This is a genomic window from Aeromonas sp. QDB03, from assembly GCF_027707985.1.
GTDB lineage: Bacteria > Pseudomonadota > Gammaproteobacteria > Enterobacterales > Aeromonadaceae > Aeromonas > Aeromonas hydrophila.
In genome coordinates, this window is the sequence record NZ_JAPCJG010000001.1 from 698,196 (window position 1) to 717,264 (window position 19,069).

15 protein-coding genes are annotated in these 19,069 nt (G+C 58.4%); 5 read left to right on the top strand and 10 right to left on the bottom strand.

The window, feature by feature from the left end; all coding sequences use genetic code 11:
- Positions 1 to 391: 391 nt before the first annotated feature.
- From PG900_RS03125 to PG900_RS03170, 10 genes are all read right to left on the bottom strand, one after another.
- Positions 392 to 895 carry a hypothetical protein gene (locus PG900_RS03125; RefSeq protein ID WP_024945229.1) on the bottom strand — a complete coding sequence of 168 codons (504 nt, stop codon included), beginning with the start codon at positions 893 to 895 and terminating at the stop codon, positions 392 to 394.
- Positions 896 to 1,162: 267 nt separating this feature from the next.
- Positions 1,163 to 1,699 carry a cell division protein ZapC gene (locus tag PG900_RS03130; protein ID WP_270830900.1) on the bottom strand — a complete coding sequence of 179 codons (537 nt, stop codon included), beginning with the start codon at positions 1,697 to 1,699 and terminating at the stop codon, positions 1,163 to 1,165.
- Positions 1,700 to 1,786: 87 nt separating this feature from the next.
- Positions 1,787 to 2,797, bottom strand: coding sequence for a quinone-dependent dihydroorotate dehydrogenase (gene pyrD / locus PG900_RS03135; RefSeq protein ID WP_103826873.1), 1,011 nt, complete (start codon positions 2,795 to 2,797; stop codon positions 1,787 to 1,789).
- A 76-nt stretch (positions 2,798 to 2,873) separates the two neighbouring features.
- Positions 2,874 to 7,733, bottom strand: a complete 4,860-nt coding sequence (locus PG900_RS03140) for an NAD-glutamate dehydrogenase (protein WP_139706416.1) — start codon at positions 7,731 to 7,733, stop codon at positions 2,874 to 2,876.
- Between the two features lie 278 nt (positions 7,734 to 8,011).
- Complete coding sequence (locus PG900_RS03145; protein WP_005300804.1) at positions 8,012 to 8,233, bottom strand: DUF2835 domain-containing protein; 222 nt, start codon at positions 8,231 to 8,233, stop codon at positions 8,012 to 8,014.
- 72 nt (positions 8,234 to 8,305) lie between these two features.
- Complete coding sequence (gene pepN, locus PG900_RS03150; RefSeq protein WP_270830901.1) at positions 8,306 to 10,930, bottom strand: aminopeptidase N; 2,625 nt, start codon at positions 10,928 to 10,930, stop codon at positions 8,306 to 8,308.
- A 134-nt stretch (positions 10,931 to 11,064) separates the two neighbouring features.
- Positions 11,065 to 13,080: a carboxy terminal-processing peptidase gene (gene prc / locus PG900_RS03155; protein ID WP_016350681.1), complete on the bottom strand. Its 2,016-nt coding sequence runs from the start codon at positions 13,078 to 13,080 to the stop codon at positions 11,065 to 11,067.
- Between the two features lie 8 nt (positions 13,081 to 13,088).
- Positions 13,089 to 13,727: an RNA chaperone ProQ gene (gene proQ / locus PG900_RS03160; RefSeq protein WP_017410055.1), complete on the bottom strand. Its 639-nt coding sequence runs from the start codon at positions 13,725 to 13,727 to the stop codon at positions 13,089 to 13,091.
- A gap of 101 nt (positions 13,728 to 13,828) precedes the next feature.
- A complete protein-coding gene (locus PG900_RS03165; RefSeq protein WP_011706144.1) occupies positions 13,829 to 14,287 on the bottom strand; it encodes a GAF domain-containing protein in 459 nt (152 codons plus the stop codon).
- Positions 14,288 to 14,397: 110 nt separating this feature from the next.
- Positions 14,398 to 14,856, bottom strand: coding sequence for a hypothetical protein (locus PG900_RS03170; protein ID WP_045526521.1), 459 nt, complete (start codon positions 14,854 to 14,856; stop codon positions 14,398 to 14,400).
- 283 nt (positions 14,857 to 15,139) lie between these two features.
- Here PG900_RS03170 and ccoN point away from each other — a divergent pair, with 283 nt between their 5' ends.
- From ccoN to PG900_RS03195, 5 genes are all read left to right on the top strand, one after another.
- Positions 15,140 to 16,564, top strand: a complete 1,425-nt coding sequence (gene ccoN, locus PG900_RS03175; protein ID WP_016350679.1) for a cytochrome-c oxidase, cbb3-type subunit I — start codon at positions 15,140 to 15,142, stop codon at positions 16,562 to 16,564.
- A gap of 16 nt (positions 16,565 to 16,580) precedes the next feature.
- Positions 16,581 to 17,195 (top strand): cytochrome-c oxidase, cbb3-type subunit II, encoded by a 615-nt coding sequence (ccoO, locus tag PG900_RS03180; RefSeq protein WP_005300783.1) that lies wholly within the window; start codon positions 16,581 to 16,583, stop codon positions 17,193 to 17,195.
- 12 nt (positions 17,196 to 17,207) lie between these two features.
- Complete coding sequence (locus PG900_RS03185) at positions 17,208 to 17,387, top strand: cbb3-type cytochrome oxidase subunit 3 (protein ID WP_270800986.1); 180 nt, start codon at positions 17,208 to 17,210, stop codon at positions 17,385 to 17,387.
- A complete protein-coding gene (ccoP, locus tag PG900_RS03190) occupies positions 17,387 to 18,376 on the top strand; it encodes a cytochrome-c oxidase, cbb3-type subunit III (protein ID WP_011706147.1) in 990 nt (329 codons plus the stop codon). Before PG900_RS03185 ends, ccoP begins: the two co-directional genes overlap by 1 nt.
- 118 nt (positions 18,377 to 18,494) lie before the next feature.
- Complete coding sequence (locus tag PG900_RS03195) at positions 18,495 to 18,983, top strand: FixH family protein (protein ID WP_011706148.1); 489 nt, start codon at positions 18,495 to 18,497, stop codon at positions 18,981 to 18,983.
- Positions 18,984 to 19,069 lie beyond the last annotated feature (86 nt).

The window sequence follows — 19,069 nt, forward strand, 5'->3', positions numbered from 1 at the left end:
AACTCGTTATTATTCCCACGACAGAGCAAGTCCTTTCTGTAAACCCCGTGTTTGGCTCTCCCGTTATCGTCCGTAAACGGGAGGGCTATTTTTTCCTCCTCTCTCTGTTCATATCGCTATTGTCCGACTGTCACATCTATCAGGTTTCAAGAGAAACTACAGGATTTAGAATAGCCCCGTGTTGTTGATACAACCGCTTATTCCTCCTGTAGTGTGTGTTTGCCGCCCTCTCATCAAATTGATCGGAGGGCATTTTTATCTGATGCCTATGAAACGCCAAAATCTGCGTTATACACGCTTTCATGATCATCCATTCACAGCGGTTCAATGTGGCGCTAGTCCAATGTAAAAGACCCGCTTGATGCGGGTCTTCGCAATTAGCATGACAACATTAAATTGCCCAGCGCAAACCAAATGAGGTCACAGCCACATGTTTGCGACCTGGAACATTGTTCATCTTGGGCGCATACCCAATTTCCAAGGCGACATTTTTATAGCCCAGACTGACAATGGGCAGCATGGCGAAGCCATTGACTCCTGATCCATCGAGATAGCCAGCCTGCAAGCCCAAGCCGGCAAAAACACTCTCGGTGAGATACCACTCCTTGCGATACATAAAGCCAGCATAGGCGGCAAATTTCTCATAGGAGTCTTCATAACCACCGCCACGCAGCGAAAGCTTGCCGGTCTCCTGATTCCCCAAAAATGCCCAGTCTACCCCCAACCCCGGATTGATATTGTTAAAGTCACAGGTCTTGCCATGTGGGCCTTTGGCCTTCTCACATCCACTGTGTATGGATGCTCCGTAGACGAGAACCGATATATCTTCTGTCGCTGATGTGGTCAGAGGCAGAAGAAACAGACTACTGGTCAGTAGATACTTGTTTATTTTCATGAGTCATTTCCTTGATCATGCTACTTACACGTATCAACCAGATACACGCACATTATTACACTCGCATTTTGAGATTACGGAGTTTGCAGGAAAGCCTCAAGTGGCACAGTTCACGTTTTCAAGGATAGCGTCCGGTAGCAATAAAAATAATCGCCCACCGTGAGGAGGAAATTCAGATTGGATTCAGAATAGCATGTTAAAAGGTGACATCTGGCTAATTTTGCCCCAGTTGTCGTATGGTCATAGAACTGCCACAGTTGAAAAAGATCAGCTCACCTGGCGATATTGCGCCTGTGCTACCGGCCTTGGGCTCATGCGATTGTTCATTACCTTGATAACGCCAAAACGGGGCAGTGTCTTGCTGGTGGTCAATATGAGATCGTCAGTCAGGTTCAAACAGACGCTGGCCTGTTCACCGGCTTCGATCACCAGAAACTCCCCTTTGCCGTGTGGGGTGCCCATGCACACCAGCGCACCGGTTTCGGGAATAATGGCGGGGTGGGTTTCCCCAAAGAACCAGCTTTGTGGCATCAGGGGTTTGTAAAAGCGGCTGACGGCGATGGCATTGAGTACCAGCTGAACCTGATGCGGTACGCTCCACTCCAGTTCGGCAACCCTGTCCATCAGCTGATAATAGAGCGCAGCATCATCCACGCAAAAAGGCTGGGTGGTGAAGGAACAAGGGACAAGCTGTCGCCCTTTATATTCGGTGGCGAAGATCATGCGCTCGGATAAATCCAGCATCAGACGATCATCATGAGCATCATAATGCCACTGCCAATTGTCATTGGGTTGGATACACATGCAGGTGCCCTTACTGAAAGTCGTTACTCGACTTTATTCCATGTCGAGAATTTCAGCAACTTTAAATAAAGGGCACCGATTTATTTCTTATATATGGGTCACAATCTCTTTGACCAGATCCGGGCCCTTATAAATAAAGCCGCTGTAAATCTGGACCAGACTGGCACCCGCTGCCAGCTTCTCGCGGGCCGCCATGGCACTGTCGATGCCACCGACGCCAATAATGGGCAGCGCACCATCCAGTGCCTTGGCCAGCTGGCGGATCACTTCGGTGCTCTTGTGCTGCAAAGGACGACCGCTGAGGCCACCCGCTTCAGCTGCATGGGGCATGTCATAAATCATGTCGCGCTCAAGGGTAGTATTGGTGGCAATGACCCCATCAATGTCGTTTTTTATCAAGGATGCGGCCACCTGATTAATTTCATCCGGAGTCAAATCCGGCGCAATTTTAACGGCCAGTGGCACGTATTTCTTATATTGCGCGGCCAGCTCCTGCTGACGAACCTTGAGGGCGGCCAACAGTTCATCCAGCGCATCGCCATATTGCAGCGAACGCAACCCCGGCGTATTGGGGGAAGAGATATTGACGGCAATATAACCGGCATGGTCATACACCTTGTCCATGCAGATCAGGTAATCATCCTTGCCCTGCTCGATGGGGGTGTCCTTGTTCTTGCCGATATTGATGCCGATCACCCCCTGATATTTGGCCTTCTTGACCTGGGCAACCAGATGGTCGACCCCTTTGTTGTTGAAGCCCATCCGGTTGATGATCCCCTCTGCCGGAATAACCCGGAACAGACGTGGCTTGTCATTGCCGCTCTGGGGTCTGGGAGTGACGGTACCGACCTCGATAAAGCCGAATCCCATGGCCCCGAAGGCATCGATACACTCGCCATCCTTGTCCAGACCGGCCGCCAGACCCACCGGATTGGCAAAAGAAAGCCCCATGACAGTGACGGGGCGTTTGGGCAAGGAGTGGCGGAAGAAACAATCAAGCGGCGTACCGAGAAGGCGGGGCAGATATTTGATGGAGAGATCGTGCGCCTGTTCCGGGTTGAGCTTGAACAGGAAATGCCTGGCGAGAGGGTACAGCATGTTTGCTCCTTAAAAAAAGCCCCGGCAACTGGCCGGGGCTTTGGGTGTGATACCGCTGTCATGCCTTAACTGGCAATCACAGTGCTCGGCAATTCAACTGGAGCAGGTTCAACTCCCGCAAGGCCACCGAGAACTTGGCGAACTCATGGGTACTGGTGGTCTTGAAGTCGGCCAACATGTGGGTCCAACGGGACAAGAGTTGCTCATGCTCCGAAATCCAGTCGGCCAGTATGGTAGCGCATTCTCCCTGATCTTTGCACCCTTCCAGCACCACGGAAGTGAGGCTGCGCTGCTGCCAGTCCAGATCTTCGCGGAAGGAGGCCCGCGCCATCGCCTGCCAGTGGTTGCCCACCGGTTGATGGTTGATCTGGTCGAGGAACCAGTGCAGATCCAGCTTGGCGCCGAGACGGTAGTAGACGTTGGCGGCACGCAGGATGTCGGTCTTGTGCTCCGCGGCGATCTGCGCCAGATCCAGGCTGGAGAAGAGGCTGCTCATGTGGGCCACCTGACGGGCGATGGCTTGTGGCACTTGCTTGGCCACCAACGCCGCGACCGCCTGCTGGTGCTCGGCCACTTCGCTCTCGTCCATCACCTCGTAGAGGTGCTGCCCCAGCGTCTCGAAGGCCGGACGGAAGAAGGCGATGTTCTCGCTGATGCTCCAGCTGCGATTGCGGGCGCGCAGGAACCAGCGGGTGGCGCGGCGCACGATGCGACGGCTGTAGAACATCAGCTCGAGCTGGGTCTCTGCCCCCACCAGGTTGTCGCACCCTTCGATGTCGCGCCACAGCTGGTTGAGGCCAAATACCTCGCGGGCCATGGCGAAGCAGCAGGCCACTTCCGCCACCGAGGCACCGGTCTCGTCCTTCATCCGGCTGGCGAAGTTGAGCCCCATGTCGTTGACCAGCATGTTGGCCACCCGGGTCGCGATGATCTCCCCGCGCAGCGGATGCTGGGCCAGTGCCGCACCGAACTGCTGCTGCAGCTTGGCCGGGAAGCTGGTCACCAGCATGTTGGCGAGGAAGGGCTCGTCGGTCACTTCCGGGCAGTTGAGCTGCTCTTTCAGTACCATCTTGCCATAGGCCACCAGCACCGCCAGTTCGGGACGGGTCAGCCCCTGCCCCGCCGCCATCCGCTCGGAGAGCTCCTCGTCGGAGGGCAGGAACTCCAGGGCGCGGTCCAGCTTGCCTTCCCGCTCCAGCCCCTGGATGAAACGCTGCTGCTCCTTGAGCTGCTCGGCGCCGCGGAAACTGGTCACCGAGATGGACTGGGACTGGCGATAGGCGTTGGTGATGACAATCTGCGCCACGTCGTCGGTCATCTCATAGAGCATCTGATTGCGCTGCTTGAGGGTCAGGTCACCGGCCGCCACCAGCTGGTTCAGCAGGATCTTGATGTTCACCTCGTTGTCGGAGCAATCCACCCCGCCCACGTTGTCGGTGAAGTCGGTGTTGATGCGACCGCCCTGGCTGGCGTACTCCACCCGGCCGAGCTGGGTAAAGCCGAGGTTGCCGCCCTCACCCACGATGCGGGCCCGCAGATCGCGGCCATTGACCCGCAGCACATCGTTGCTGCGATCGCCCACTTCGGCGTCGCTCTCGCGGGAACTCTTCACATAGGTGCCGATGCCGCCGTTCCACAGCAGATCCACGTTCAGGCAGAGCAGCGCCTTGATCAGCTCGTTCGGGGCCATGCTGGCCTTGTCAGTACCGAGCAGGGTCTGGATCTCGGGGCTCAGCTTGATGGACTTGGCCGAGCGCAGGAAGATGCCGCCCCCTTGGGATATCAGCTCCCGGTTGTAGTCATCCCAGCTGGAGCCGGGCAGCTCGAACAGGCGCTTGCGCTCGACGAAGCTCTTGGCCGCATTGGGGGTCGGGTCGATGAAGATGTGCATGTGGTTGAAGGCGCCCACCAGCTGGGTGTGCTCGGAGAGCAGCATGCCGTTGCCAAACACGTCCCCCGCCATGTCGCCGATGCCGACGCAAGTGAAGTCGGTGGTCTGGCAGTTGACGCCGATCTCGCGAAAATGCCGCTTGACCGATTCCCAGGCGCCACGGGCGGTGATGCCCATCTTCTTGTGGTCATAGCCGACCGAGCCGCCGGAGGCGAACGCATCGCCCAGCCAGTGGCCGTATTCGAGGCTTATCTCGTTGGCGATGTCCGAGAAGGTCGCGGTGCCCTTGTCGGCGGCCACCACCAGGTAGTAGTCATCCTCGTCGTGACGCACCACGGATTTCGGCGGGATCACCTCGCCGCCGATGATGTTGTCGGTCACATCGAGCAGGCCGCGAATAAACAGGCGATAGCAGGCCTTGCCCTCTTCCTGGATGGCGGCACGGGGGGCCCCCGCCGGCATCTGTTTGCAGTAGAAGCCGCCCTTGGCACCGACTGGCACGATGACGGTGTTCTTCACCTGCTGGGCTTTTACCAGACCCAGCACTTCGGTGCGGAAGTCCTCCTTGCGATCAGACCAGCGCAGACCGCCACGGGCCACCTTGCCCCAGCGCAGGTGCACCCCTTCTACCCGCGGCGAGTAGACGAAGATCTCGAACTTGGGCAGCGGCAGCGGCATGTCGGTGATGCTGGAGGGGGCCAGCTTGAAGGAGATGTAGGGCTTGATGTTGCCCGCCTTGTCCAGCTGGTAGTAGTTGGTGCGCAGGGTGGCGTCGATCATCTCCACATAGCGGCGGATGATGCGATCGTCGTCCAGGTTGGCGACCTGATCCAGCTTGGCGGCGAGCTGCTCGTGCAGCTTGGCGGATGCCTTGGCATCTTGCGATGGCACCTTGGCGTCCTGCTTGCCGGCCGGATCAAGGCGCTGTTCGAACAGGGTGAACAGCAGCTGGGCGATATCCGGGTAGCGGGTCAGGGTCTCTTCGATATAGGACTGGCTGAAGGAGACGCCGGTCTGACGCATGTATTTGGCATAGGCGCGCAGTACCGAGACCTGACGACCGGTGAGGCCGGCTCCCAGCACCAGGCGGTTGAAGCCATCATCTTCCAGCTGCTTGTTCCAGATGGCTGCGAAAGCCTGCTGGAAGCGCTGCTGGCTCTGTTCCAGATCGAACGGCTGCTCGCCATGCAGCAGCATGGAGAAGTCGAGGATCCAGAAGATGTCGCCCGCCGGGGTGCGCACCTGATAGGGAGTTTCGCCGATGACGCGCAGCCCCATGTTTTCCAGCATGGGCAGCACATCGGAGAGGTGGATGGGTTCGGTGCGGTGGAACAGTTTGAGGCGAACCCGGCGATCGTTCTCTTCTTCCTGAGCGCGGTAGAACAGCATGCCGAGCGGATTGGCCTCGCTCAGGTTGTCCAGCTCCATGATGTCGGCCACGGCGGAACCCGGCAGCACGTCTTCCTTGTAGGCGCGGGGGAAGGCGGTGCTGAAACGGCGGCGCAGTTCGTTGCCGCGGGCTTCACCGTAGTGAGAGAGCAGCACGGAATCCAGGCGGTCGTCCCAGCTGCGGGCCGCTTCAATCAGGTTGTTCTGTACTTCGTTCACATCCACATCCACGTTGTTGTTGTTGACCCGCACTATGTAGTGGGTCCGTGCCAGCACGCCCTCGGTGAAGTAGACGTTGAACTCCACCTCTTCGCTGCTGCCAAAATACTTCTGCAGGATCTGCTGGGTCTTGACCCGCAGCGCCGTGTTGTAGCGCTCCTTGGTGACATAGACCATGCAGGAGAAGAAACGGCCGTACACATCGCGGCGCACGAACAGGCGCAGCATGTCGCGCTCCTGCATCTCCAGCACGCCAAGACCGGTAGCCAGCAGCTCCTCTTCACGGGCCTGGATCAGCTCGTCGCGCGGGTAGGTTTCCAATACGTTCAGCAGCGCCTTGTAGGCGTGGGAGCCCTTCTCGTGACCGGAGGCGGCCATGATGTGCTCGAGACGGTGACTGATGAGCGGGATCTGGGTTGCGCTGGTGTTGTAGATGGAGGAGGCATACAGGCCGATGAAGCGATCCTCTCCCACCACCTTGCCGTGCTCGTCGAAGCGCTTGATGCCGATGTAGTCCACATACGCCGGGCGATGCACCCGCGACTTGCTGTTGGACTTGGTGAGGATCAGCAAGTCAGAACTCAGCGCCGCGTGACGGGCACTGGCCGGCATGTTGCCAAGGCGCTGCCCCACTTCCTTGATGGAGTTTTTCATCAGACCCAGGCTGGAGTCGGCCTGGGGCAGGATCTCGTGATCCCCCTCCACCGCCTTGACGTCATAGCGGCGATAGCCCATCAGGGTGAAGTTATGGGCGGCCACCCACTTGAGGAAGGCAACACAGGAGTCCACTTCGGCCTGACTGACCGGGTTCTTGCGCTTGGGCAGCTCGTCGATGATCTCGTTCAGGCGTGCCAGCATCGGCTGCCAGTCACCGACCGCCAGCGCCACTTCACCGGCCACCGAATTGAGCTCGGCAGTCAACCCTTCCATCTGCTCCTCGCTGGTGAGGTGATCGATTTCGATGAGGAAGGCGGTTTCGACCGAGGTCTGTTCGGCACTGTTGTCGAGATCCAGAATGGCGCTGATCTTGCCCTCGTTGCCACGAATGAGGTGCAACGGCTGGTGCAGCATCATGTGCGCCGTGATGCCCCGGCGCTTGAGCGCCATGCGGATGGAGTCCACCAGGAAGGGGGAGTCCTGCAGGATGATCTCGACGATGGTATGGGGAGACTGCCAGCCATGGCGGGTCAGCTCGGGATTGTAGACTCGGATATAGGGGGAGGTCGAGGTGCGCTGGTTGAGCGCATTCCACAGGCTGAGCGCGGCACCATAGAGATCGCTGTCATTGCGATCGTGCAGATCGGTGCTCGCCATGTTGCCGTAGAACTTGGCGACGAAGCACTCGACCAGGGAGGCACTCTTCTTGGGCAACTTCTGATGGATCAGGCTGAGAACGTTTTCGAGCAGAACTGAGGTAGGGGCGTCTTTCAATGCCATTTCTATATTCCTTATCGGACGACATTAACCACCGACACAGAGACATCCACCCTGGATGCCCACCGGTACAGAGTTGCTGCGAAGTGTAATGTCTTGGATCAAGGAAGGCGAGCAAAGGTGATAATGAGTTGTTAAAAACAAGGGTCAGATCACGCCTTAAGCTGTGAAATATTTTGCCGTTCTGGCAAAAAACAGAAAATCCCACTGGATGGTTACGGATTTACCGGATAGATAGTGACTGAAAGCAGTGAATTGCGCGGAAATATGTTCAAGTTTTGTTAATTTATGCGTTCGAGGCTGATAAAGCGATAATCATCCTGGGTTTTGAGGCGAAAATAGCCATGTACCCCGCTGATGGCGACGAAAGGCCGGATTTTCTCAATGCCCAGCTCCAGGGTCAGCCCCTGCTCGCTGCGTACCACCAGCCGTTTGGCATGACCCTGATACATCAGCATGACCTCGTCGTGGCTCAGGGACAGGCGAAAGGTAAACTGCTTCACGATGACTCCTCTGGTCTGATAAACAACCCGGGTGTTGAAAGGGTGGGAGATGGCTCCCCCACCCCGTCGGGTTTACTGCTGCAGTGCCTTGCTCACCTTCTCGAACAGATCCCGTGCCAGCCCCTCGAGGTTGGCCAGACGGGTCAGCTCGGTGCGGATCAGCGCCTTGCGCCCCTCATCGAGCCGCTTGAACTGGATGAGCGGGGTGATGAGGCGGGAGGCCACCTGCGGGTTGACCTCGTTGAGCTCGATCAAGAGATCGGTCAGGAAGCGGTAGCCGCGACCATCGCGCGCATGGAACTGCACCTGGTTGTTCATGGCAAAACTGGCCACCAACGCCCGCAGCCGGTTCGGGTTGCGGATGCTGAAGGTAGGATGCGCCATCGCCAGCTTCACCTCCTCCAGCACGTCTTCCGCCGGCTTGCTACCCACCAGCCGCAGCCAGTTGTCCAACACCAGACCATCCTTGGCCCACTTACCTTCGAAATCGGCCAGTAACTCGGAGCGGCACGGCAGCAGATGGCTGTTGGCCACCTGCAGCGCCGCCAGGGTGTCGGTCATGTTGTCGGCGGTGGCATATTGCTGGCGTACCAGCAGATCGGCACTGCCGGCGTCGAGCGCCGCCAGATAGCCCAGCACGACGCCCTTGAGCGCCCGCTTGGCCATGTCTGCGTGCACCACCTGATACGCCGGCAGGCGCAGCGCTTCGTAGCTGCTTGTCAGACGGGCACCGAAGGCGTGGGCCAGCGAGGTGTGGATCTCGTTGCGAACCTGATGGATGGCATCGATGTCGGCCACCTCGAACAGCTCGGCCAGGGTCGCCTCACCCGGCAGCGCCAGGATCTCCGCCTTGAGGGCCGGGTCCAGCTCGCCATCGTCCAGAATGGCGACAAAGGCCGCCAGCAGGGTCTGGGAGAGCTCAACCCCCTGCCCGTGCTGCACCCGGTCCACGCCGTCGATGACCGCCTTGTTGATCAGCATCTGCGCCGCATCCCAGCGAGCAAACTCGTTGCGGGCATGGCGCATCAGGAAGGCCAGGGCTTCGTCGCTGTAGTCAAAATGCAACTTCACCGGCGCGGAGAAGTCCCGCAGCAGGGAGGGCACCGGCTTGACCGCCACCCGATCGAAGACGAAGGTCTGCTCCGCTTCCAGCACGTCCAGCACGTTGCCGATGGCCTTGCCCTGGTACTGCAGCGGAATGACGGCCCCTTGCGCATCATAGAATTCGATGTCGAGCGGAATATGTAGCGGCAGTTTTTGCGGCTGATCCTGGGTCGGCGGGGTGTGCTGGCTCACATGCAGGCGATAGACGCCGATTTCGGCATCGTACTCGTCGGTCACGGTGAGCTCAGGGGTACCGGACTGGCTGTACCAGCGGCGGAAGCGGCCGAGATCCACGCCGGAGGCATCTTCCATCGCCTGCACGAAGTCATCACAGGTGACGGCTTGACCGTCAAAGCGCTCGAAATAGAGGCGCATGCCTGCCTGGAAGGCGGCCTCACCCAACAGGGTATGCAGCATGCGGATCACTTCCGAGCCCTTCTCGTAGACGGTCAGGGTGTAGAAGTTGTTCATCTCGATCACCACATCCGGGCGGATGGGGTGGGCCATGGGGCCGGCATCTTCGGCAAACTGCGGGCCGCGCACCGTGCGCACGTTATTGATGCGATTGACCCCGCGTGAGCCCAGATCGGAAGAGAACTCCTGATCCCGAAACACCGTCAGCCCCTCTTTCAGGCTGAGCTGGAACCAGTCGCGGCAGGTGACACGGTTGCCGGTCCAGTTGTGGAAGTATTCGTGGCCGATCACCCGCTCGATGCCGTGGTAGTCGCCGTCGGTAGCGGTAGCCGGGTTGGCCAGCACGAACTTGGAGTTGAAGATGTTGAGCCCCTTGTTCTCCATGGCGCCCATGTTGAAGAAGTCCACCGCCACGATCATATAGATGTCGAGGTCGTACTCGAGACCGAAGCGCTGCTCGTCCCAGCGCATGGAGTTGATGAGGCTCTCCATGGCGAAACCGGCGCGATCCAGGTTGCCCTTGTCGACGAAGATCTTGAGGGCCACCTTGCGGCCACTACGGGTAGCGTAGCTACCCCGCTCCACGTCGAAGTCCCCGGCCACCAGGGCAAACAGGTAGCTCGGTTTGGGGAAGGGATCCTGCCACTGCACGAAGTGGCGGCCGTCACCCAGATCGCCGCTGTCGACCTTGTTGCCGTTGGAGAGCAGGAAAGGGAACTGGGATTTGTCGGCGGTGATGCGGGTGCTGTAACGGGCCAGAATGTCGGGCCGGTCCAGATAATAGGTGATACGCCGGAACCCTTCCGCCTCACACTGGGTGCAGTAGGCGTCGCCGGACTTGTAGAGCCCTTCCAGCGCGGTGTTGGCAGCCGGATCCAGTAGGGTCACGATGGTCAGCACGCATTCGGCCGGCAGGTTGAACAGGGTCAGGCTGCTCTCGCCCTGCTCGTACTGAGTGAAGGGTACCCCGTCCACGCTGACGCTGTGCAGGGAGAGCCCCTCCCCATCAAGCACCAGCGGTTCATTGTGCTCGCCATTGCGGCGCAGACGGGAGATGGCGGTCACCTGGGTCAGCGGCTCCTGCAGTTGAAAGTCGAGATCGATGCTGTCGATCCAGTAGAGCGGAGCCCGGTAATCCTGGCGATATTTGGCCGTCATGGCCTGGGAGTGATCGGTCATTATTGTTTGCTTCCACGCTTGTAATTGACGTGTCAGAGGCTGTCACAACCGGTTGGCAGGGTCAAATAGTTTGCATTCAGGCAAAAGAAAGGGCGACCTCAGTCGCCCTTGTTGATTAATTGACTCGCCAGTGATCAGCTGCGTTTGCTGAGCTTGGCCAGGTCCGCCGTGATGTTGGCTGCCTCGACCAGATACTCGTCGGGAGCCTCGAAATCGGCGGGCAGTTCATCCAGACTCTTCACCGCCGGCTTGCCGAGACGGGCAAGGCGCTCGTTGGTGCGCTTGAGAGCCTTCTCGTCCTGCTTGGCCTGATCCGCCAGACGCTCCGCCTCGTTGAGGGAGACCGACTTCTTGTCTTTCTCCTCCTTGTAGTCGGCAATGTCCTGCATCACGTAGGCAAACTCCGGATCCTTGTTGATCCGTGCCTCGTGGGCAGACTGCAGCTTGGGCAGCAGGCTGGCGAAGTTGCCGAGCTTGTCGTACTTGGCCGATGCAATCTTGTCCCACGGCAAGGCGTTGAACTCGCGGCTCTCGCCCGTCTCTTCCGGCGCCACCGCGGTCGGGAAGCTGATGTCCGGGGCGACGCCCTTGTTCTGGGTGCTGCCACCGTTGATCCGGTAGAACTTGGCGATGGTGTACTGCACGTGACCGAGCGGCTGCTCGTAGAAGTCATACACCTTGGCGAGGCTGCGATGCTGCTGCACCGTGCCCTTGCCGAACGAGTTCTCGCCGAGGATCAGGGCACGGCCGTAATCCTGCATGGCGGCGGCAAAGATCTCGGAGGCCGAGGCGCTGTATCTGTCGATCATTACCGACATGGGACCGCCGTAGTAGACGTTGCCGTCGTCATCACCGTTGACGGTGATGCGGCCCATGTGATCCCGGATCTGCACCACGGGACCGCTGGCAAAGAACAGGCCGCTCAAAGCAGAGGCTTCGGTCAGCGCGCCGCCGCCGTTGCCACGCAGATCGACGATGAGGCCATCGATCTTCTGCTTGTTGAGGCTGGAGAGCTCCTTGATCACGTCATCATGCAGGTTGACGTAGAAACTCGGGATCTCGAGCACGCCGATCTTCTTGCCTTCGGCGGTGATCACCTTCGACTTGGCGGCTCGGTCTTCCAGGCGCACCTTGTCACGCACCAGCTCGATCTGCTCGGTCTTGGCGGCGGCACCCTTGCCACGCTGGATCTCCAGCTTCACCTTGCTGCCTTTTGGTCCCTTGATGAGTTCGACCACGTCATCGAGACGCCAGCCGATCACATCGACAATCTTGCCGTCGTCCTGCCCTACCCCGACAATTTTGTCATCGGGTTTGAGGTGATTGGACTTGGCTGCCGGACCACCGGGCACCAGGGAGCGAATGACGGTGAAGTCATCCTCGGCCTGCAGCACGGCACCAATCCCCTCCAGCGAGAGGTTCATCTCGGTGTTGAAACGATCGGCGCTGCGCGGAGACAGATAGCTGGTGTGCGGTTCGATGGCGCGAGCGAAGGAGTTCATGAAGAGCTGGAACACGTCCTCGCTCTCGGTCTGGGACATCCGCTTGATGGCGTTGTTGTAACGCTTGCCAAGCAGTTCCTTGATCTCGGGCCACTCCTTGCCGCTGAGCTTGAGGCTCAGGGCATCGAACTTGACCCGCTGGCGCCACAACTCGTTGAGTTCGGCTTCGTCTTTCGGCCAGGCCGCCCCTTCCCGATCAAAGATATAATTGTCGGGCTGGGTAAAATCGAAAGGAGTATCGAGCAGTTTGAGGGCGTATTCGAACCGCTCATAACGCCGCTGCTGACTCAGATTGAACATCTCGTAAGCCGGTGCCAGCCGCCCTCTCTCGAGGTCGGTGTCAAAACCGGTACGGTACTTTTCAAAGCGGCTGATATCAGAGGCCAGAAACAGGTTGCGGCTGTAGTCCAGATTCTCCAGATACTTGTCAAAGATCACGGAGGAAAAGGCATCGTCCAGCTTGAACTGCTTGTAATGCGAGCGGGTAAACAGATTGGCAATTCGCTTGCTAGCCGTAGCATGTTGGCTCTCCTGAGCCAACACAGGCAAATCACTTTCCTTGAGCACCGGCTCGATGGCCTGTGCAAGCCCGGCAAGCGCCAGGCTACAGGCAACGAGGGAAAAACGAATTACGCCATGCTTCAACATTTGTCTCCTTAGAGAACCAGGTGCTCGAATTTGACCCGCAGCATCATGCCGGTCTGCAATTGAACCTGAACGTCATCCTTGGTCACTTCCTTGATGGTGGCCGGCACCGGAGACTTGCCCAGCACAACCCGGACGCCCTGATCCACTTTCAGGGTAGCGGCATCCACTTTGACCAGCGGTGCTTCGACAGCAGCGGGAGCAGCCTTGGGAGCGGCTTTCGGCTTGTCGGATTTGGCGGCAGCATCGGCCTTGCGCGGGGCAGGACGACGTGGCTGCTTGGCCTTCTCTTCCTTGGTGTTGGTACGACGGCTGGCAAAGACACGCTCTTTGCTCTCTTTGAGGGCTTGCTTGGCGTGCTCGATGTGCTCTTCGGTGAGCAGCTCGCCCGGATTGCCGTCCAGATCGACACGGGCCTGACCGGCCTTGAGGCCATGCAGGTAACGCCAGCTGGAGGTGTATTGACGCAGAGCAGAACGCAGCATGGTCTTGGAGACTCTGGCGTCGTCAGCAAGACGCTCGGCCAAATCCTGGAAGATGCCAATCTTGAGCGGCTTGGCCTCTCCTTCAGCGATGAAGCAGGCCGGGAATTTCTCGACCAGGTAGGCAACGATCTCTTTACTGTTCTTCAGCTTCTCAGTGTTTTCCATGTATAACCTTGGCTTTCATATAAACGCGCGGGCACACCCGAGCACAACAAAGGCCCCATTATAGAGAGCTTGGGGCCTTTTGCGAACCATCAAGCAATGACTTAGAGCATGCTTTCCAAAATTTGCACCGTTTCTTCCAGTCCAATCCGGTCTTGTGCATCAAAGCGGTTAAAGATTGGACTATCGATATCCAGTACGCCAATGATCTCGCCACCACGCCGCAGCGGGATCACGATTTCGGCATTGCTGGCACCGTCGCAGGCGATGTGACCTTCAAACTGGTGCACGTCGTCGATGAGCTGGGTCTTGCCCTCGGCCACTGCCGTACCACATACCCCGCGCCCGACCGGAATGCGCACGCAGGCCGGCTTGCCCTGGAACGGGCCGAGCACCAGGGTCTCGCCCTGCAACAGGTAAAAGCCGACCCAGTTGATGTCGGCCAGCTCCTGGTTGAGCAGCGCAGACAAGTTGGCCAGGTTGGCGATGAGATCCGGCTCCCCTTCCAGCAATGCCTGGGCTTGCTGGTTGAGGGTGCGATAAAATGCTTGTTTTTCAATCATGATTAAATGAACTTCACTCCCTGATAATCAGTGCAAGGTAACGCCCCGCCTGAAAAATTCAAATCAATTTTCACCTCACCCCCCATCCTTTCTTCAATCAGGCGAGGCATTTAGCGGGCGACGGAGAGCGCCAGTTGCTGGCGCTGGCCATTGCTCCACTCGATATTGAGCAGCCAGACCATCAGCGGCGAGGTGCAGGATCCCACCAGGGTAGTCCCCTGCCAGCCCTGCTCGGTGGCCTCAAAGTTGACCGGAATGGTCCCCATGAACATGTCCCGTCCCTCCAGCCACGCCTTCACCGGCGTTACGGCCGGATCGCCGCCCTGAAGCTGTATCACAAAGTCACGTTCGGCCTGCACCGGCAGCGAGGCAAGACGCACGGTCAACGGCTTGTCGCCCAGCCGGGTGTTGCAGCTGGTGTGGGACAGATCACAAATCTGATCTTTTTCTGATCCCGCCACCGCAGTCTGCACGTTGTCGAACCAGGTTCGATAGGCAACCAATCCGAGCAAAATGGCCAGGACGATCGCCAAATGGACAATTTTGCGTGAAGTGAGTCTCTCTTTCATGAAAAAACAGCCTTGTAAGATGTCTGAAAAATGACATTTTCGTGATCTCGCGCAAGGTAAATAATTGAACAGGCGAGACCCAACGGAGCCAAATATATCACTGTTTATACTGTTATTTTACCTGTCAGTTCAGTATCATTCCCATTGAATTTTCATTTAGCTACTTTTTGCTTTTCCTTTTATTAACAGTTGTTAACAAGAGAAAAGGCAGTAGCCAATGAAGTCGGTCCACGTCACTGGACACAAAATCAAACAACAGCAGCATCGGAAGCGGAATACAACGATGAGCCATACAACTAACCATCCTGAGTACAACTACACCGTTGTTCGCCAGTTCACCATCATGACGATTGTCTGGGGAATTGTCGGCATGTCGGTTGGCGTACTGATCGCAGCCCAGTTGATCTGGCCTGCCCTCAACTTTGATACTCCCTGGCTGACTTACAGTCGCCTTCGCCCTCTGCACACCAACGCGGTGATCTTCGCGTTTGGCTGTAGCGCCCTGATGGCGACCTCCTTCTATGTGGTGCAACGCACCTGTCAAACCCGGCTGTTCGGCGGCAAGCTTGCCTCCTTCGTGTTCTGGGGCTGGCAGGCGATCATCCTCTCGGCCGCCATTTCGCTGCCGCTGGGATACACCACCTCCAAGGAGTACGCAGAGCTGGAATGGCCGATTGATATCGCCATCACCATCGTCTGGGTCGCCTATGCCGTGGTCTTCTTCGGCACCCTGGTCAAGCGCACCACCTCCCACATCTATGTGGCGAACTGGTTCTTCGGTGCCTTCATCATCACGGTGGCCGTGCTGCACATCGTCAACAACATGGAAGTGCCGCTTTCCGGCATGAAGTCCTACTCCATGTACTCCGGCGCCATGGATGCCATGGTGCAGTGGTGGTATGGCCACAACGCGGTAGGCTTCCTGCTGACCGCCGGCTTCCTCGGCATGATGTATTACTTCGTGCCCAAGCAGGCGGGTCGTCCGGTCTACTCCTACCGTCTCTCCATCGTTCACTTCTGGGCGCTGATCTCCCTCTACATCTGGGCCGGTCCGCACCACCTGCACTATACCGCGCTGCCTGACTGGGCCCAGTCGCTGGGCATGGTGATGTCCCTGATCCTGTTCGTGCCCTCCTGGGGCGGCATGATCAACGGCATCATGACCCTCTCCGGTGCCTGGCACAAACTGCGTTATGACCCCATCCTGCGCTTCCTGATCGTGTCCCTGTCGTTCTACGGCATGTCCACCTTCGAAGGCCCCATGATGGCGATCAAGACCGTCAACGCCCTCTCCCACTACACCGACTGGACCATCGGTCACGTCCACTCCGGTGCACTGGGCTGGGTTGCCATGGTCTCCATCGGAGCCGTGTACCACCTGATCCCGAACCTGTTCGGCCAGGGCCGCATGTACAGCATCAAGCTCATCAACGTCCACTTCTGGCTGGCCACCGTGGGCACCGTGCTCTACATCGTCGCCATGTGGATTTCCGGGGTGATGCAGGGTCTGATGTGGCGTGCGGTCAACGACGACGGCACCCTGACCTACAGCTTCGTAGAAGCGCTGCAGGCCTCTTATCCCTTCTACTTCGTGCGCTTCCTGGGTGGCTGCTTCTTTGTCACCGGCATGTTGCTGATGGCCTACAACGCCTATCGCACCATCACTGCGCCCAAAGGTTCCCTGGAACCTGTCGCACAGCCAGCATGATTGAAGAGGTCAAAGCATGAGCAACAATAACCGTCACGAGATCTTTGAAAAGAGCGTTCCCATGCTGGTGGTCGGCATCATCTTTGCCATCAGCCTGGGGGGCCTGGTCGAAATCACCCCGCTGTTCTTCCAGAAGCAGACCACTGAGCCGGTCGAGGGCCTCAAGCCCTATACCGCTCTGCAGATGGAAGGGCGCGATATCTTCATCCGCGAAGGCTGCACCGTCTGCCACAGCCAGATGATCCGTCCGTTCCGCGCCGAAACCGAGCGTTACGGCCACTACTCGGTCGCCGGTGAGAGCGTGTGGGAGCACCCCTTCCTGTGGGGCTCCAAGCGTACCGGTCCGGATCTGGCCCGGGTCGGCGGTCGTTATTCCGACGACTGGCATCGTGCCCACCTGATCAACCCGCGCGATGTGGTACCCGAGTCCAACATGCCCGCCTTCCCCTGGCTCGACACCAACGTGCTGACCGGTGAACTGACTGGCAAGAAGCTGGCCCTGTTCCGCGATCACTTCGGCGTACCCTACACGGATGCCGACATTCAGGGTGCCGGTGAGGCTGTGAAGGGCAAGACCGAGCTGGATGCGCTGGTAGCCTATCTGCAATCACTGGGTCATGCCCTGAAATAAAGGAGTCAGGATATGGATTACGGCACATTTCGCGGCCTGTATACCCTGCTGTTGATGGCCATCATGATCGGCATCATCGTCTGGGCCTACAGCAAGCGCCGCAAGACCTCCTTCGACGAGGCTGCCAATCTGGTTTTTGCCGACGACGAGCAACCCAGTGCTAATAACAAGAACGCAGGAGCGAAACAATAATGAGCACTTTGTTTAGCATTTTTGTCACCGTCATCAGTCTGGGGACCATCCTCGGCTGCTTCTTGCTGCTGGTCTGGTGCCTGCGCGACAAGATGGGGGTGGAAGAGGGCAAGTCCATGGGACACGCCTTCGACGGCATCGAAGAGATCAACAACCCACTGCCGAAGTGGTGGACCTACATGTTCCTCTTCTTCATCGTCACCGGTCTGGTCTATCTGATTGCCTTCCCGGGCCTTGGCAACTTCAAGGGCGTACTGGGCTGGCAGAGCTCCAACCAGGACGTACGCTCGCTGGCCGAGTCCAAGGCTGCGGCGGCCTCCGCCAAGGCTGAAGGGCGCGCGGTGGAGTACGATCGCGAGCTCATCAAGGCCGACGAGATCTACGGCGCCAAGTTCCGCGAGCTGGCCTATCAGGCCGATGGCAAGACCTATCGCGCCATCGAAGAGATCGCCGCCGATCCGGAAGCCCGCAAGGTGGGTCAGCGTCTGTTCCTGCAGAACTGCTCCCAGTGCCACGGCTCCGACGCCCGCGGTGGTCGCGGTTTCCCGAACCTGACCGACAGCGAATGGCAATGGGGCGGCGCGCCCGACCAGATCAAGACCACCATCATGGGCGGTCGTCAGGGCGTGATGGCAGCCTGGGGCGAGATCCTCGGCAAGGACGGGGTCAAGGAAGTGGCCTCCTACGTGCTGAGCCTCTCCGGTCGCAAGGTGGACATGGTGGAAGCCAAGAAGGGTGAAGCGCGCTTTACCATCTGCGCCGCCTGTCACGGTCCGGACGCCAAGGGCGGCATCGCCTTCGGGGCACCGGATCTCACCAACAACACCTGGCTCTACGGCGGTTCCCGTCAGGTGGTCGAGCAGACCATCACCCACGGTCGTCACGGCGTGATGCCGGCCTGGAAGGATATTCTGGGTGAAGACAAGGTGCACCTGCTCGCCTCCTACGTTTACAGCTTGTCCCACAACGACCAGCAAAATAAGCAGTAACATGTGATAAACACGTGATTACTCAGCAAAAAGCCTCGACTCTTCGAGGCTTTTTGTTATCTTGTGTTGACTGAAATTCCTCTGTTTCGTTAATCACTGGTTTCACGGTAGTAGCACTATGTCCCAACCCTGGTATCGCCAATTCTGGCCCTGGTTCATCATCGCCCTCCCGACCGCAGCCGTGATCGGCAGCATCAGCACGGCGATCATCGCCAGCAAGGATGGCGTCAACCTGGTGGCCGAAGACTATTACAAGCAAGGCAAGGAGATTAATCAGGATCTCAGCAAGTTTGATCGCTCTGAAGCCCTCAACATCCACATCGCGCTGGAGGTCAATGGCAACGAGCTGACCCTCAAGCCGCTGTCGGGGGATATCCCGGCCGGCCAGGCGCTCTACCTCTCCCTGTTTCACCCCACTCTCGCCGGCATGGACAGCGAGCACATGGTGACCGCCGACGGCAACGGCGTCTATCGCCTGCTGCTCGACAAGCCGCTCACCGGCAAGTGGCACGTGCGGGTGGATGCCTTCAACCACGAATGGCGGCTGCAAGAGACTGTCCAGCTCCCCACCAAGGCCCCCGTCGAACTCGATCCCAAAGGACGCTGAGTCATGAGTCGTCCTGTTCACCATGACACGCCAGCAGCAACCGGCGCTTCACTGTTTTTGCCGACAGGCCGGGTAGCCTGCGGCCA

Coding starts and splice junctions, on each gene's coding strand:
- prc (WP_016350681.1), bottom strand. CDS start 13,080: ATGTTGAAGCATGGCGTAATTCGTTTTTCCCTCGTTGCCTGTAGCCTG.
- pyrD (WP_103826873.1), bottom strand. CDS start 2,797: ATGCTGTACCCTCTCGCCAGGCATTTCCTGTTCAAGCTCAACCCGGAA.
- PG900_RS03140 (WP_139706416.1), bottom strand. CDS start 7,733: ATGGCATTGAAAGACGCCCCTACCTCAGTTCTGCTCGAAAACGTTCTC.
- PG900_RS03165 (WP_011706144.1), bottom strand. CDS start 14,287: ATGATTGAAAAACAAGCATTTTATCGCACCCTCAACCAGCAAGCCCAG.
- ccoN (WP_016350679.1), top strand. CDS start 15,140: ATGAGCCATACAACTAACCATCCTGAGTACAACTACACCGTTGTTCGC.
- ccoP (WP_011706147.1), top strand. CDS start 17,387: ATGAGCACTTTGTTTAGCATTTTTGTCACCGTCATCAGTCTGGGGACC.
- PG900_RS03170 (WP_045526521.1), bottom strand. CDS start 14,856: ATGAAAGAGAGACTCACTTCACGCAAAATTGTCCATTTGGCGATCGTC.
- pepN (WP_270830901.1), bottom strand. CDS start 10,930: ATGACCGATCACTCCCAGGCCATGACGGCCAAATATCGCCAGGATTAC.
- proQ (WP_017410055.1), bottom strand. CDS start 13,727: ATGGAAAACACTGAGAAGCTGAAGAACAGTAAAGAGATCGTTGCCTAC.
- PG900_RS03195 (WP_011706148.1), top strand. CDS start 18,495: ATGTCCCAACCCTGGTATCGCCAATTCTGGCCCTGGTTCATCATCGCC.
- PG900_RS03185 (WP_270800986.1), top strand. CDS start 17,208: ATGGATTACGGCACATTTCGCGGCCTGTATACCCTGCTGTTGATGGCC.
- PG900_RS03125 (WP_024945229.1), bottom strand. CDS start 895: ATGAAAATAAACAAGTATCTACTGACCAGTAGTCTGTTTCTTCTGCCT.
- PG900_RS03130 (WP_270830900.1), bottom strand. CDS start 1,699: ATGTGTATCCAACCCAATGACAATTGGCAGTGGCATTATGATGCTCAT.
- ccoO (WP_005300783.1), top strand. CDS start 16,581: ATGAGCAACAATAACCGTCACGAGATCTTTGAAAAGAGCGTTCCCATG.